Annotated in this window: 12 protein-coding genes and 2 tRNA genes; 7 read left to right on the top strand and 7 right to left on the bottom strand. The window is 72.9% G+C overall.

The window, feature by feature from the left end:
• Positions 1-156: 156 nt before the first annotated feature.
• Entirely contained in the window at positions 157-786 is a 630-nt protein-coding gene (locus ACFV9M_RS27420) for an alpha/beta family hydrolase (protein WP_385061851.1), read from the bottom strand.
• A 118-nt stretch (positions 787-904) separates the two neighbouring features.
• The gene (locus ACFV9M_RS27425; protein WP_385061852.1) at positions 905-1,720 is read right to left on the bottom strand and encodes an SOS response-associated peptidase; all 816 of its coding nucleotides are present in this window, start codon (positions 1,718-1,720) and stop codon (positions 905-907) included.
• Between the two features lie 158 nt (positions 1,721-1,878).
• Between ACFV9M_RS27425 and ACFV9M_RS27430 the strand changes: the two genes are divergently transcribed.
• The 4 genes from ACFV9M_RS27430 (at position 1,879) to ACFV9M_RS27445 (ending at position 5,676) form a co-directional block, all read left to right on the top strand.
• Positions 1,879-2,601 carry a M50 family metallopeptidase gene (locus ACFV9M_RS27430; protein WP_385061854.1) on the top strand — a complete coding sequence of 241 codons (723 nt, stop codon included), beginning with the start codon at positions 1,879-1,881 and terminating at the stop codon, positions 2,599-2,601.
• Positions 2,602-2,913: 312 nt separating this feature from the next.
• Complete coding sequence (gene aroA / locus ACFV9M_RS27435) at positions 2,914-4,254, top strand: 3-phosphoshikimate 1-carboxyvinyltransferase (RefSeq protein ID WP_385061856.1); 1,341 nt, start codon at positions 2,914-2,916, stop codon at positions 4,252-4,254.
• Positions 4,255-4,265: 11 nt separating this feature from the next.
• Positions 4,266-5,276 carry a ribosome small subunit-dependent GTPase A gene (rsgA, locus tag ACFV9M_RS27440; RefSeq protein ID WP_385061858.1) on the top strand — a complete coding sequence of 337 codons (1,011 nt, stop codon included), beginning with the start codon at positions 4,266-4,268 and terminating at the stop codon, positions 5,274-5,276.
• A gap of 76 nt (positions 5,277-5,352) precedes the next feature.
• On the top strand, positions 5,353-5,676 hold the full coding sequence (locus tag ACFV9M_RS27445) for a DMT family transporter (protein WP_385061860.1): 324 nt from the start codon (positions 5,353-5,355) through the stop codon (positions 5,674-5,676).
• Positions 5,677-5,759: 83 nt separating this feature from the next.
• Here ACFV9M_RS27445 and ACFV9M_RS27450 read toward each other — a convergent pair whose 3' ends face one another.
• Positions 5,760-6,371 carry a TetR/AcrR family transcriptional regulator gene (locus tag ACFV9M_RS27450; protein WP_385061862.1) on the bottom strand — a complete coding sequence of 204 codons (612 nt, stop codon included), beginning with the start codon at positions 6,369-6,371 and terminating at the stop codon, positions 5,760-5,762.
• Between the two features lie 176 nt (positions 6,372-6,547).
• Between ACFV9M_RS27450 and hisN the strand changes: the two genes are divergently transcribed.
• Both hisN and ACFV9M_RS27460 read left to right on the top strand, forming a co-directional pair.
• Entirely contained in the window at positions 6,548-7,348 is an 801-nt protein-coding gene (hisN, locus tag ACFV9M_RS27455) for a histidinol-phosphatase (protein WP_385061864.1), read from the top strand.
• Between the two features lie 159 nt (positions 7,349-7,507).
• Positions 7,508-7,900, top strand: coding sequence for a cyclic nucleotide-binding/CBS domain-containing protein (locus ACFV9M_RS27460; RefSeq protein WP_385061866.1), 393 nt, complete (start codon positions 7,508-7,510; stop codon positions 7,898-7,900).
• Between the two features lie 107 nt (positions 7,901-8,007).
• On the opposite strand, the gene katG is transcribed toward ACFV9M_RS27460, so the two are convergent.
• Positions 8,008-10,242: a catalase/peroxidase HPI gene (gene katG, locus ACFV9M_RS27465; RefSeq protein WP_385061867.1), complete on the bottom strand. Its 2,235-nt coding sequence runs from the start codon at positions 10,240-10,242 to the stop codon at positions 8,008-8,010.
• 257 nt (positions 10,243-10,499) lie between these two features.
• Here katG and ACFV9M_RS27470 point away from each other — a divergent pair, with 257 nt between their 5' ends.
• Positions 10,500-10,916, top strand: coding sequence for a Fur family transcriptional regulator (locus tag ACFV9M_RS27470; protein ID WP_385061869.1), 417 nt, complete (start codon positions 10,500-10,502; stop codon positions 10,914-10,916).
• A 241-nt stretch (positions 10,917-11,157) separates the two neighbouring features.
• On the opposite strand, the gene ACFV9M_RS27475 is transcribed toward ACFV9M_RS27470, so the two are convergent.
• The 3 genes from ACFV9M_RS27475 to ACFV9M_RS27485 form a co-directional block, all read right to left on the bottom strand.
• Positions 11,158-11,231, bottom strand: a tRNA-Met gene (locus ACFV9M_RS27475).
• 183 nt (positions 11,232-11,414) lie between these two features.
• Complete coding sequence (locus tag ACFV9M_RS27480; protein ID WP_385061870.1) at positions 11,415-13,262, bottom strand: tetratricopeptide repeat protein; 1,848 nt, start codon at positions 13,260-13,262, stop codon at positions 11,415-11,417.
• A gap of 207 nt (positions 13,263-13,469) precedes the next feature.
• Positions 13,470-13,543, bottom strand: a tRNA-Met gene (locus tag ACFV9M_RS27485).
• Positions 13,544-13,570: the final 27 nt, after the last annotated feature.

The raw sequence follows: 13,570 nt of genomic DNA on the forward strand, positions 1-13,570 counted from the left end.
CTCCCGGGCGCGGCCCGTCCACCGGGTGGTGGTGGGCGGCGAGCGGGCAGATGGTCGAACCCATGCGGCGGACTTCCTCTCCCACGACGTCGGTGCTGCGTGTTCAGCACTTCCGTCCGCCTCAACAGCGCCCCGCGCCGCAACATTCCCCGCCCGTCACCCCAGGCCCGCGGTCCATCGGACGACGGCGGAGGTGACCGTTTCCAGAGCCTGCTCCTGGCTGATCCCCGCCCGTTTGGGCACGGCCAGGCCGTGATCGCCGTGAGGCACCTCGACGAGCTCGTACGGCCCCTCCGGGAACTCCGCGGGCCTGCCGAACGGGTCGTTGCCGCCCTGGACCACCAGGGTGGGCACCCCGGCGCCGAGGAGTTCGGCGGCGCGGGACCGCTCCGGCCGGCCCGGCGGGTGCAGCGGGAAACCGAGCGCGAGCACGGCGTGGGCGCCGAGCTCGGCGGCGGTGCGGCAGGCCACGCGGGCGCCCGCCGACCGTCCGCCGGCGATCACCGGCAGCCCGGGTTTCGCGACGGCCGGCCAGATCCCGCGCCAGCCGACGTCGAGTGTCTTCGGCGCGGGCGCCACCTTCTTGCCGGCCACCCGCCAGGGCTGCTCGACGAGGGCCACGGTCACGCCGTGCGCGGGGAGGGCGGCGGCGAGCGCCTGGAGGTCGCGGGCCTCGATGCCGCCGCCGGCGCCGTGGCTCACCGCCAGCAGCAGCCGCGCCTTCCCGGCCCGGTGCCAGGTGATGCGCGCGTTCCCCGCGTCCGTGAGGAGGGTCTCGGTCGTCACAGTCACATCACAGTCACATCAGGGTCTCGGTCGTCACAGTCACATCAGGTCTCGGCCGGCACAGTCACATCAGGTCTCGGCCGGCACAGTCACAGTCACAGTCACAGTCACAGTCACATCAGAAGAGTGTGCCCTCCTCGGGCCCCTCCAGCTCCTTCAGCAGCTCCGCGCCGTTGTTGCGGACGTTGCTGACGGCCGTGGACACCGGGTAGGCGCGCATCAGACCGGACGCCGGCGGCTCCAGCAGGGAGCGCAGGTCCTCGACGTCGGTGCGCGCCGGGTCCAGCCAGGCGTCCCAGCGGTCGGGGGTGAGCATCAGGGGCATCCGGGGGTGGATGTCGGCGAGCGCGTGCGGGCCGTCGGCCGGGGCCACGGCGAGCGGGGCCGTCTCCGCCTCGGTGGTGATCACCGAGCAGGTCACCCACCAGGCCCGCGGGTGGTCGTCGGGCAGGGTGCGGTCGCGCCAGAACTCGTACAGCCCGGCCATCGCGAACACCGAGCCGTCGGCCGGGAGCACGAAGTACGGCTGCTTGCGGGGCCGCTTCTTCCTGCCCTCGACCTCCAGCTCCCGCTCCTGCCGGCCGGTGACCCACTCGTAGTAGCCGTCGGCGGGCAGGATGCAGCGCCGGGCGGCGAAGGCACGGCGGTAGGACGGCTTCTCGTGGACGGTCTCCGCACGGGCGTTGATCATCCGGGCGCCGCCCTCGGGCGACGTGGCCCAGGAGGGCACGAGTCCCCACGTCAGCTTGCGCAGCTGGCGAACCGGACGCCGGTCGCCGGCGTCCTTCAGGGGGCGGTCGAGGACGGCGTGGACCTCTTTGGTGGGCGCCACGTTGTAGTCGGGGGCCAGGGACTCCTCGGGCTCCCACCTCTCGATCTCAAAGATTCCTGCGAGATCCTCGGGCCTGCGACTCGCTGCATACCGTCCGCACATACGTGCCACACTGCCAGGCTCACCCGCCCCCCGGCCACCGCCCCGGGCCGGGAGCCGGGCGACGAGACCTGTCGGCACGCACCGGACGAGCCGACACCGCCGACACCCGTCGACACAGGACGCGGTCGACACAAGACGAGAGGGAGCCACCGGGACACATGGACAGCTCCGCCGCCACCGCGCTGCCCGACCTCTGGGACCGCCTCACGGGAACCCAGCCCGACCCCGACCTGTGGGTGGTGCTGGCCACTGTGGCGGCGGCCCTCGCCGTAGTGGTGCCGCACACCTTGTGGCGGATATCGCGCAACGCGATCACCATCGCCCACGAGGGCGGCCACGGCCTGGTCGCCCTGCTCACCGGCCGCACGCTCACCGGCATCCGGCTGCACTCCGACACCAGCGGCCTGACCGTCAGCCGGGGCAAGCCGCACGGCCTCGGCATGATCCTCACCGCGGCCGCCGGCTACACCGCGCCTCCCCTGCTCGGCCTGGGCGGCGCGGCCCTGCTCGGCGCCGGCCGCATCACCCTGCTGCTGTGGCTGGCGACCGCGCTGCTGATCGCCATGCTGGTCATGATCCGCAACGCGTACGGAGCCCTGACCGTGATCCTCACAGGCGGCGCCTTCCTGCTGGTCTCCTGGCTGACCGGCCCCCAGGTGCAGGCGGCGTTCGCGTACGCGGTGGTGTGGTTCCTGCTGCTGGGCGGGGTGCGGCCGGCGTTCGAACTCCAGGCGAAGCGGTCGCGGGGCGGGGCGGGCGACTCGGACGCGGACCAGCTCGCGCGCCTGACGCACGTACCGGCGGGGCTGTGGCTGTTCCTGTTCCACGCGGTGAGCCTGTGCTCCCTGATGGGGGGCGGGCGGTGGCTGTTGGGGTGGTGAGGGGCTTCGGGTGAGCCTCCCCGCGGGGGCGGGCTCCCGGAGGCATCCCCCGCGGGGGCCGGGGCGGTGGGGACGCGCGCCCGTCCCGGGGACGCAGGGGTCGCCACGGCCGCGCGGGGCCGTGGCCACCAGCGCCGGTCACCGGGGCGCCCGCGCGGGTGCGGGGACGTGGGGACATGCGCGTGCGGAGACGTGGGGACATGCGGGTGCGGGGACATGGGGGCACGGGGGACGACGAGCGTCCCCGCCGCGGGGCCGGACCAGCCACAACGGCGCCGCACCCGGATCCCGGCCTGCTTATAGAGTGGGCACATGCCGGAAAACCCCGTCCACACCGCCCTCTGGCCCGCCCCGCACGCGAGCGGAGCCGTCGACGCGACGGTCCACGTGCCGGGGTCCAAGTCGGTCACCAACCGTGCTCTCGTCCTCGCCGCCCTCGCCTCCGAGCCGGGCTGGCTGCGCCGTCCCCTCCGCTCCCGGGACACCCTGCTGATGGCCGACGCGCTGCGGGCGATGGGCGTGGGCATCGAGGAGACGGTGTCGTCGAGCTCCACCGTGGCGGGCGGTCCCGAGAACGGCGGTGAGGCGTGGCGGGTGCTGCCCGCGGGGCTGCGCGGCCCGGCCACGGTCGACGTCGGCAACGCCGGCACGGTGATGCGGTTCCTGCCGCCGGTGGCCGCGCTCGCCGACGGCCCGGTCCGCTTCGACGGCGACCCCCGGTCGTACGAACGTCCCCTGACCGGCGTCATCGACGCGCTGCGGGTGCTCGGCGCCCGGATCGACGACGACGGCCGGGGCGCGCTGCCGCTGACGGTGCACGGCGGGGGCGCGCTGGACGGCGGTCCCGTGGAGATCGACGCGTCCTCGTCGTCGCAGTTCGTCTCCGCCCTGCTGCTGTCCGGCCCGCGCTTCAACCAGGGCATCGAGGTCCGCCACACCGGCTCGACGCTCCCCTCCCTGCCGCACATCCGGATGACGGTGGACATGCTGCGCGCGGTCGGCGCCCAGGTGGACACCCCGGAGTCGGGCGGCGAGCCGAACGTCTGGCGGGTCACGCCGGGCGCGCTGCTCGGCCGGGACCTGACGATCGAGCCGGACCTGTCCAACGCGCAGCCGTTCCTGGCGGCGGCGCTGGTCACCGGCGGCCGGGTCGTCATCCCCGACTGGCCCGCGCGCACCACCCAACCGGGCGACCGGCTGCGCGAGATCTTCACCGAGATGGGCGGTTCCTGCGAACTGACCGACTACGGCCTGGTGTTCACCGGTTCGGGCGCGGTGCACGGCGTCGACGTCGACCTGGGTGACGTCGGTGAGCTGACCCCGGGCATCGCCGCGGTCGCCGCCCTCGCGGACTCCCCCTCCACCCTGCGGGGCGTGGCCCACCTGCGGCTGCACGAGACGGACCGGCTGGCCGCGCTCACCAAGGAGATCAACGAGCTCGGCGGGGACGTGACGGAGACGGCCGACGGACTGCACATCCGCCCGCGCCCCCTGCACGGCGGGGTCTTCCACACCTACGACGACCACCGCATGGCCACGGCCGGCGCGGTCATCGGGCTGGCGGTCGAGGGCGTGCGGATCGAGAACGTGGCGACGACGGCGAAGACCTTGCCGGACTTCCCGGAGCTGTGGACCGGGATGCTCGGGGCCTAGGGACTTCCGCCATGCGCCGCTACGGCAAGCACACCGACGAGGACGACATCCGCAGCCGCCCCAACCGCAAGGGCAACCGGCCGCGCACCCACATCCGTCCCAAGCACGAGGACGCGGCCGAGGGCATGGTCCTCACCGTCGACCGAGGCCGTCTGACCTGCCTCGTCGAGGACCGGGTCGTGATGGCGATGAAGGCCCGCGAGCTCGGCCGCAAGGCGGCGATCGTGGGCGACCGCGTCGCCCTCGTCGGCGACCTCTCCGGCATGAAGGACACCCTCGCGCGCATCGTCCGCATCGGGGAGCGCACCTCGGTGCTGCGCCGCACCGCGGACGACGACGACCCCTACGAGCGGGTGGTGGTCGCCAACGCCGACCAGCTGGCGATCGTCACGGCCCTGGCCGACCCCGAGCCCCGGCCCCGGCTGATCGACCGCTGCCTGGTGGCGGCCTACGACGGCGGCCTGGAACCCCTGCTGGTCATGACGAAGTCGGACCTGGCCCCGCCGGACAAGCTGCTGGAGCTGTACGGCGACCTCGACATCCCCTACGTCGTCACCAGCCGCGGGGAACTGGAGAACGGCGACGCGGCGGACCGGGTGCGCGAGTACCTCACCGGGCGCATCACGGCGTTCGTCGGCCACTCCGGCGTCGGAAAGACGACCCTGGTCAACGCGCTGGTCCCGGAGGAACGGCGCCGTCTGACGGGCCATGTGAACGCGGTGACCGGCCGCGGCCGGCACACCACGACCTCGGCCCTGGCCCTTCCCCTGGAGGGCACGGACGACTGGGTGATCGACACCCCGGGCGTGCGCTCCTTCGGTCTCGCCCACATCGACCCGTCCCGGGTGATCCACGCCTTCCCCGACCTGGAGCCGGGGACGGCCGGCTGCCCGCGCGCGTGCAGCCACGACGAACCGGACTGCGCGCTGGACGCCTGGGTGGCCGAGGGGCACGCCGACCCGGCGCGGCTGTACTCGCTGCGCCGGCTGCTGTCCACGCGGGAGCGCACGGAAGGCGACTGACCTCCGCGTTGTTTGTCGGTACCCGAGTCCGGTAAGTGCATAATCGCACCGAGCCGCACATACGGGAGGACAGCACATGGCGTGGCTGCTGGTCATCGTCGCGGGACTGCTCGAGACCGGCTTCGCCGTCTGCCTGAAGCTGTCGCACGGTTTCACCCGGCTGTGGCCGACGATCGCCTTCTGCGTCTTCGCCCTCGGCAGCTTCGGCCTGCTGACCCTCTCCCTCAAGAAACTCGACGTGGGCCCCGCGTACGCCGTCTGGACCGGCATCGGCGCGGCCGGCACCGCGATCTACGGGATGATCTTCCTGGGCGACCTGGTGTCGGTCCTGAAGCTCGTCTCGATCAGCCTGGTGATCATCGGGGTGATCGGACTCCAGCTGTCGGGGTCGGCGCACTAGGCACCTGGGTGTACTGACATGTGCGGGGCGGCCGGTGACCCGCGAGCAGCCGGTGAGCCGGCGAACGGCCGTGTGACCGGCGGCTAGCCGGTGGGCCGGCGGTGCAGGGCGCCGCGGACCAGGTCGGCGACCCCGCCCTCGCCGGGGGGCGCGGCCACGCAGGACAGGGCGAGGCGGAGGGCCAGCTCGCAGGAGCGGGCGACCTCCGTGGTGTCCGGCGTCGTACCGGGGCCGCCGGCGAGCGCGGCCACGGCGCGGTCGCGGACGGTCGTCACGAGGTCGCCGGGTGAGGGCAGCGGCCCGTCCGCCCGCCGCTGCGCCGGCACGGAGGTGGAGGACGGCACGGCCGAGAGCGTCGGCGACGGCAGACGCTCGCTCCAGCAGCCGGTGAGCATGGCCCGTACGAGCGCGTTGCCCCGGGCGGCCGACGCCGTCCACTCGGCGGCCGCGGTGAGCCGGTCCCGGGTGTCCCCGTGCCCGGCCAGCGCCCGCTCGACCCCGGCGAGGTATCCGTCGGCCTCCCGCCTGACCAGCGCCCTGGCCAGCCCGTCCTTGCTCCCGAACTCGTTGTACAGCGTCTGCCGCGACACCCCGGCCGCCGCGGCGACGTCGACCATCCGCACGGCGGCCCACGGCCGGCGCGTGACGGCCGTGAAAGCGGCGTCGAGCAGGGATTCCCGGGCTGCAGGCATCATCGCCTCCCTGGGGCGAGCGGCTCTGCGCCCAGATTTGACGGGCGCATCCGCACTGTCAAGGGTTCGCGGAGCGGGTGGGGCCACGAGGGGGGCGGGCCGGGTCCGTCCGGCCGGCCGGGTCCGTCCGGTCCGCCCCCCCGTGGCCCCACCCCGCCCGCGGCGGATACCGTTTCCCCATGCCGGACTACCTCGACGACCTCCGCCTCGCGCACGTCCTCGCGGACGCCGCCGACGCCGCGACCATGGACCGCTTCAAGGCCCTCGACCTCAAGGTCGAGACAAAACCGGACATGACTCCGGTGAGCGAGGCGGACAAGGCCGCCGAGGAGGTCGTCCGCGGCCACCTCCAGCGGGCCCGTCCCCGCGACGCGATCCTCGGCGAGGAGTACGGCGTGGAGGGCACCGGCCCCCGCCGCTGGGTGATCGATCCGATCGACGGCACCAAGAACTACGTCCGCGGCGTCCCCGTCTGGGCCACCCTGATCTCCCTGATGGAGGCGGCGGAGGGCGGCTACGAGCCCGTCGTGGGCGTCGTCTCCGCCCCCGCCCTGGGCCGCCGCTGGTGGGCCGCGAAGGGTCACGGCGCCTACACCGGCCGCAGCCTCTCCTCCGCCACCCGGCTGCACGTCTCGCGCGTCGCGGAGCTGTCGGACGCCTCCTTCGCGTACTCCTCGCTGAGCGGCTGGGAGGAGCGGGGCCGGCTCGACGGCTTCCTGGACCTCAGCCGCGCGGTGTGGCGCACGCGCGCGTACGGCGACTTCTGGCCGTACATGATGGTCGCCGAGGGCGCCGTGGACATCTGCGCCGAACCGGAGCTCTCCCTCTGGGACATGGCCGCCAACGCGATCGTCGTCACGGAGGCCGGCGGCACCTTCACCGGCCTCGACGGCCGTCCGGGCCCGCACAGCGGCAACGCGGCCGCGTCCAACGGCCTGCTCCACGACGAGCTGCTGGGGCATATCGGCCTGCGCGCCTGAATCTCACAGATGAGCGCGCGCGCCCTCAATTGGCCGCGCGCGCCCTCTTGTTGACCCGCGCTTTACCTGAGACTCTGAGGCCACCCCCGCATTGTGAACTTGTGAATCGCTGGACCGTCCCGGTGGTCGCAGCGTTTCCCAGGAGGTGACCCGGAACCCATGCTCGTCCGCGACGCCATGAGCACGCTGGTCCTCACCATCGGCCCCGCCCACACCCTCCGTCAGGCCGCCGCCCTGATGGCCGCCCGCCGCGTCGGCGCGGCCGTGGTCCACGACCCGGACGCCGGCGGCATCGGCATCCTCACCGAACGCGACATACTCAACTCCGTCGGCCTGGGCCAGGACCCGGACACCGAGCCCGCCCACGCCCACACCACCACCGACGTCGTCTTCGCCACCCCGGTCTGGACCCTGGAGGAAGCGGCCTGCGCCATGACGCACGGCGGCTTCCGGCACCTCGTCGTCCTCGACCGCGGCGAGCCGGCCGGCATCGTCTCGGTCCGCGACATCATCCGCTGCTGGGTGCCGCAACGGCAGCAGGTGCCGGCCTGAGGACGGGCGCACACGCACACGCGAACGGGCCGGACCCCCCGAAGGGAATCCGGCCCGCCGCTCACCTCATGCCCGGACGAGCCCCGCGCTCAGGCGGGGACGTCGGCTCAGACCAGGTCGAACCGGTCCGCGTTCATGACCTTGTCCCACGCGGAGACGAAGTCCTTCACGAACTTCTCCTTGGCGTCGTCGCTCGCGTAGACCTCGGCGAGCGCGCGCAGCTCGGAGTTCGAGCCGAAGACCAGGTCGGCACGGGTGCCGGTCCACTTGACCTCGCCCGTGGCGGAGTCGCTGCCGACGAACACGGTCTGGTCCTCGGTCGTCGACGTCCAGCTCGTGCCCAGGTCGAGCAGGTTGACGAAGAAGTCGTTCGTCAGGACGCCCGGCGTCTCGGTGAGGACGCCGTGCTTGGACTGCTGGTAGTTGGCGCCCAGGACGCGCAGACCACCGACGAGGACCGTCAGCTCGGGCGCGCTGAGGTTCAGCAGGTTCGCCTTGTCGACCAGCAGGTACTCGGCCGGCAGGCGCTGGCCCTTGCCGACGTAGTTGCGGAACCCGTCGGCCTTCGGCTCGAGCGCGGCGAACGACTCGACGTCCGTCTGCTCCTGCGTGGCGTCCACCCGGCCCGGCGTGAACGGCACCTCGATGTCGAAGCCGCCGTCCTTGGCCGCCTTCTCGACGCCCACCGCACCGGCGAGCACGATCAGGTCGGCCAGCGAGACCTGCTTGCCGGCGCTCTGGGCGGCGGCGTTGAAGGACTCCTGGACGCCTTCCAGGGTGCGCAGCACCGACCGCAGACGGTCGGGCTCGTTGACCTCCCAGCCGATCTGCGGCTCGAGGCGGATGCGGGCGCCGTTGGCGCCGCCGCGCTTGTCGCTGCCGCGGAAGGAGGAGGCCGACGCCCAGGCGGTGGAGACCAGCTCGGACACCGTGAGGCCCGACTCGGCGATCTTGGCCTTGAGGGCGGCGATGTCACCGGCGTCGAGCAGCTCGCCCGTGCGCTCCGGCAGCGGGTCCTGCCAGATCAGCGTCTCGGAGGGGACCTCCGGGCCGAGGTAGCGCACGACCGGGCCCATGTCACGGTGGGTCAGCTTGAACCAGGCCCGCGCGAAGGCGTCCGCGAACTCGTCCGGGTTCTCCAGGAAGCGCCGCGAGATCTGCTCGTACGCCGGGTCGAACCGGAGCGACAGGTCGGTCGTGAGCATCGTCGGGGCGTGGCTCTTCGACGGGTCGTGGGCGTCGGGGACGGTGCCCGCGCCGGCCCCGTCCTTGGCGACCCACTGGTGGGCGCCGGCCGGGCTCTTGGTCAGCTCCCACTCGTAACCGAAGAGGTTCTTGAAGAAGCCGTGGCCCCACTGGGTCGGCGTGCTGGTCCAGGTGACCTCGAGGCCACTGGTGATGGTGTCGCCGCCCTTGCCGGTGCCGAAGGTGTTCTTCCAGCCCAGACCCTGCTCCTCGATGGAGGCGGCCTCGGGGTCGTTGCCGACGTGGTCGGCCGGGCCGGCGCCGTGGGTCTTGCCGAAGGTGTGGCCACCCGCGATCAGGGCGACCGTCTCCTCGTCGTTCATCGCCATCCGGCGGAACGTCTCGCGGATGTCGCGGGCCGCGGCGATCGGGTCCGGGTTGCCGTTGGGGCCCTCGGGGTTGACGTAGATCAGACCCATCTGGACCGCGCCGAGGGGCTCCTCCAGCTCACGGTCACCGGAGTAGCGCTGGTCGTCGAGCCAGACCGTCTCGGGACCCCAGTACACGTCCTCGTCGGGCTCCCACACGTCCGCGCGGCCACCGGCGAAGCCGAAGGTCTCGAAGCCCATCGTCTCCAGGGCGACGTTGCCGGCGAGGATCATGAGGTCGGCCCAGGAGAGGTTCTGGCCGTACTTCTTCTTGACCGGCCACAGCAGACGGCGGGCCTTGTCCAGGTTGGCGTTGTCCGGCCAGCTGTTCAGCGGCGCGAAGCGCTGCTGGCCGGCGCCGGCGCCACCGCGGCCGTCGCTGATGCGGTAGGTGCCCGCGCTGTGCCAGGCCATACGGATGATCAGCGGGCCGTAGTGGCCGAAGTCGGCCGGCCACCAGTCCTGGGAGGTGGTCAGCACCTCCGCGATGTCCTGCTTCACGGCCGGGAGGTCCAGGGACTTGAAGGCCTCGGTGTAGTCGAACTCCTCACCCAGCGGGTTGGAGACGGCCGGGTTCTTGGCGAGGATCTTCAGGTTGAGGCGCTCCGGCCACCACTGGCGGTTGCCGCCGCCCTGAGTGGGGTGCGCGGCACGCCCGTGCGCGACCGGGCACTTACCTGCTTCCGCCGGCTTGTCATCAGTGACGATCGCGTCATGGTTCTCGGTCATGGGGGTAATCCTTTAGGGGGCTGGGCGGATCACGGAACTCAGGAACTGCGGCGGTGGAACGGGGCCGGGGCGCACACCTGCGCTCCGGAGCTTCGCTCTGGGCACCTACGTCACTTCTGCCTGGTCCTGGCTTCTGCCGCTTCCTGTCGCTTGGCCGAAGTCGAGGTCGATCCTACAATGGACAATGTCTAAGTCAAGCAAGGCTCCAAAGTCACACCCATTCGGGACCTGGTCCCCCTGCTGTTAGGCTGAAACGTATGAGTGACCTTCTGGAACGGCTGCGCGGCCGCGGATGGCGGATGACCGCGCAGCGGCGCGTCGTGGCCGAGGTCCTCGACGGCGAACACGTCCACCTGACGGCCGACGAGGTGCACGCACGGGCCGTGGCCAAGCTGCCCGAGATCTCGCGGGCGACCGTCTACAACACGCTGGGTGAGCTGGTGACGCTCGGCGAGGTGCTCGAGGTGGCCACCGACAAGCGCGCCAAGCGGTACGACCCGAACGCCCACCGCCCGCACCACCACCTGGTGTGCGCGCAGTGCGGTGCGATCCGGGACGTGCACCCGAGCGGGAACCCGCTGGCGGACCTCCCCGACTCCGAGCGCTTCGGTTTCACCGTCTCGGACGTCGAGGTGACGTACCGCGGCATCTGCCCGAACTGCGCGGCGGCGTAGGGCGGCCCTCGCGCGCAGGCGCGGGACGGCCGGCACAGCAGCGGCCAGGACTCCCGGAAGCCCCGGCACCCCACCACGGGGGCCGGGGCTTCCGTCTGCCCGAGGACGGGGCTGCGCTTGCGCCGGGTGGGCCGTGAGACCTGCGCCACGAACGCGCACCGGCATTCACTGCCATGCACCCATACGCACCGACATGCACCGAGGGCCGGAACCCTTTCGGATTCCGGCCCTCGGCCTTCAGTAGCGGGGACAGGATTTGAACCTGCGACCTCTGGGTTATGAGCCCAGCGAGCTACCGAGCTGCTCCACCCCGCGTCGATGAATGGAACATTACGTCAACACGGCGGCACGTGGCAAATCCGTACCGGGGGACCCTCCGGGCGACCCCGGTCACACCGGATGGGGCGTCCCTGACGGGGGCGCCTCAGGGGGCCTTCCGAGCCCCGTCCAGCCGACAAGCCCCCTCCAGACCGACGAGCCCCTTCACAGGCGCCCCTTCTAGGCCGACAGTTCCTCGCGCAGCGCGTCCCGCAGCCGTGCCGCTCGTTCGGCCACCTCACGGGGTCCCAGCGACACCGCCCGGTCCGCCCACCGCTGTCCCTCCGCGAGCTCCCCACGACGCGCGTAGACGAGGGCGAGGCGCAACGCCGCCCGACCGTGGCCGGCGTCGGCGGCCCGCGCCCACCACACCGCCGCCTCCGGTTCGCTCCCCTCCCGCGCCAGGAGCAGGCCCAGGTTGAAGGCGCCGTTGCGCGACCCGGCCTCGGCGGCCGCCCGGTACCAGCGCGCCGCCTCCATCACGTCGCCCCGCGCGGCGGCCAGCATGCCCACCCGCACCTGTGCCCGCCGATGCCCCTGGGAGGCCGCCCGCTCGTACCACTCCTCGCACTCGGTCTTCTCGTGCACGGACTCCCCGAGCTCGTGCGCGGGCGTCGGCGGACGGCGCGCGTCGAGCACGGTGGCCAGCCGGTACGCCCCCTCCGCGCTCCCGCCGCCGGCCGCGCACCGCAGGTGCCGTTCGGCGTCCGACTCGTCGCCGACCCGCAGCCGGGCGATCCCGACCTGCAGCGCGGCCTCGGTGTGCCCGGCCGCCGCCGCCCGCTCGTACCAGCGCAGCGCCACGGCGTCGTCCCCCCGTCCCGCGAACAGGATGCCCAGGTTGAACGCGGCGTCGACGCTGCCGGCCTCGGCGGCCTTGGAGAACCAGGGCTCGGCTCCGGCCGTGTCCCCGCCCTGGAGCAGCAGGACGGCGAGGGCGTTGGAGGCCTCCCGGTGCCCGGCGTAGGCGGCGCGCCGGTACCACTGCTCGGCCTGTGCGGTACGGCCCTGCTCGGCGCAGAGCAGCCCCAGGTTGTAGGCGCCGTTGTCGTCACCGGCGTCCATCGCGGTCCGGTACCAGCGCTCGGCGGTCTGGGTCTGGCCCCGCTCGGCGTACAGCGCGCCCAGCGCGTTCGCCGCGTTGCCGTCGCCGTCCTGGGCGGCCCGCAGCCACCACACGGCGGCGTTCTCGGTGTCGCCGGCGTCACGCAGCAGGAAGCCGAGCGCGCAGGCCGCCCGCGGCTCGCCGTCCTTGGCGGACGTCAGGTACCAGCGCCCGGCCTCCTGGATGTCGCCCCGCTGCTCCAGGATCGCCCCGAGGTGCAGGGCGGCCCGCCGGTGGCCGCGCGCGGCGGCCTGCCGGTACCACTGTTCCGCCTCCGCTTCCGCCGCCGCGGAGACACCGTTGTCACCGCCGGAGTTCTCCATCCCCCGCCGGTCGAGGGCGCGGGCCAGCCGGTACGCCGCCTCCCGGTGCCCCCGCTCGGCCGCGGCCCGCATCCACCGCTCGGCTCCGCGGTCCCCGCGGTGCTCCAGCAGATCGGCGAGGGCGTACGCGCCGAGCACGTGCCCCTGTTCGGCGGACTGGCGCAGCCAGTACTCGGCCGCGGGCTCGTCCCCGCGCTCACGGTGGTACCGGCCCAGCGCGTGCGCGGCGGCCGCGGAGCCGGCGACGGCGGCGACCCGCCACCATCCGGCGGCGTCGTCGGCGTACCCGCGCTGGTGGAGGAGGACACCCAGGTTGTTGGCGGCGGCCCGGTCACCGGCCGCGGTGGCGGCGCGCAGGTGCGGCTCGGCACCGTCGAGATCGCCGCGGCGCAGCAGCATGGCCCCGAGGACGCTCATCGCCTCGACGTCGCCGGCCTCGGCGGCCATCCGTCGGCGGGCCTCCTCGACGGCCTCCCCCGTCTCGTCCCGGCTGTCGTGCCGGCTGTCGTCCGGAGCCTCGTCCGGGGTCGCTTCCTCACTGGAAGGCTGCACAAACCGCCCTGTCTCGAACAGAGTTGCCTTGTCCCCCATAACGTCCATCGTCGCACCACCTGCAACCCGGGTACACCTTGTATGCCGCAGCCCGTGAGGTCACTTCAGCGTTTTGTCGACATGCCCACAGAGAGACAAGTCAAACACAGTTCGCCCAACTCCCCGAGGCGGCGCGACGATCCCCGCGGCGAGCACATGCGTTCGCACAACACGAAGGCCCGGATCCTTTTCAGGATCCGGGCCTTCGCTTTCAAGTAGCGGGGACAGGATTTGAACCTGCGACCTCTGGGTTATGAGCCCAGCGAGCTACCGAGCTGCTCCACCCCGCGCCGTGTTCCACAACCGTACCACGGCGC

Source organism: Streptomyces sp. NPDC059895 (genome assembly GCF_042731035.1).
In the GTDB taxonomy this organism is placed as follows: Bacteria; Actinomycetota; Actinomycetes; order Streptomycetales; family Streptomycetaceae; genus Streptomyces.

Excerpts from the sequence above, each read along its gene's own strand:
- ACFV9M_RS27470 (WP_385061869.1), top strand. The coding sequence starts at position 10,500 with ATGAGTGACCTTCTGGAACGGCTGCGCGGCCGCGGATGGCGGATGACC.
- ACFV9M_RS27480 (WP_385061870.1), bottom strand. The coding sequence starts at position 13,262 with ATGGACGTTATGGGGGACAAGGCAACTCTGTTCGAGACAGGGCGGTTT.
- katG (WP_385061867.1), bottom strand. The coding sequence starts at position 10,242 with ATGACCGAGAACCATGACGCGATCGTCACTGATGACAAGCCGGCGGAA.
- ACFV9M_RS27460 (WP_385061866.1), top strand. The coding sequence starts at position 7,508 with ATGCTCGTCCGCGACGCCATGAGCACGCTGGTCCTCACCATCGGCCCC.
- rsgA (WP_385061858.1), top strand. The coding sequence starts at position 4,266 with ATGCGCCGCTACGGCAAGCACACCGACGAGGACGACATCCGCAGCCGC.
- ACFV9M_RS27430 (WP_385061854.1), top strand. The coding sequence starts at position 1,879 with ATGGACAGCTCCGCCGCCACCGCGCTGCCCGACCTCTGGGACCGCCTC.
- ACFV9M_RS27445 (WP_385061860.1), top strand. The coding sequence starts at position 5,353 with ATGGCGTGGCTGCTGGTCATCGTCGCGGGACTGCTCGAGACCGGCTTC.
- ACFV9M_RS27425 (WP_385061852.1), bottom strand. The coding sequence starts at position 1,720 with ATGTGCGGACGGTATGCAGCGAGTCGCAGGCCCGAGGATCTCGCAGGA.
- ACFV9M_RS27450 (WP_385061862.1), bottom strand. The coding sequence starts at position 6,371 with ATGATGCCTGCAGCCCGGGAATCCCTGCTCGACGCCGCTTTCACGGCC.
- hisN (WP_385061864.1), top strand. The coding sequence starts at position 6,548 with ATGCCGGACTACCTCGACGACCTCCGCCTCGCGCACGTCCTCGCGGAC.
- aroA (WP_385061856.1), top strand. The coding sequence starts at position 2,914 with ATGCCGGAAAACCCCGTCCACACCGCCCTCTGGCCCGCCCCGCACGCG.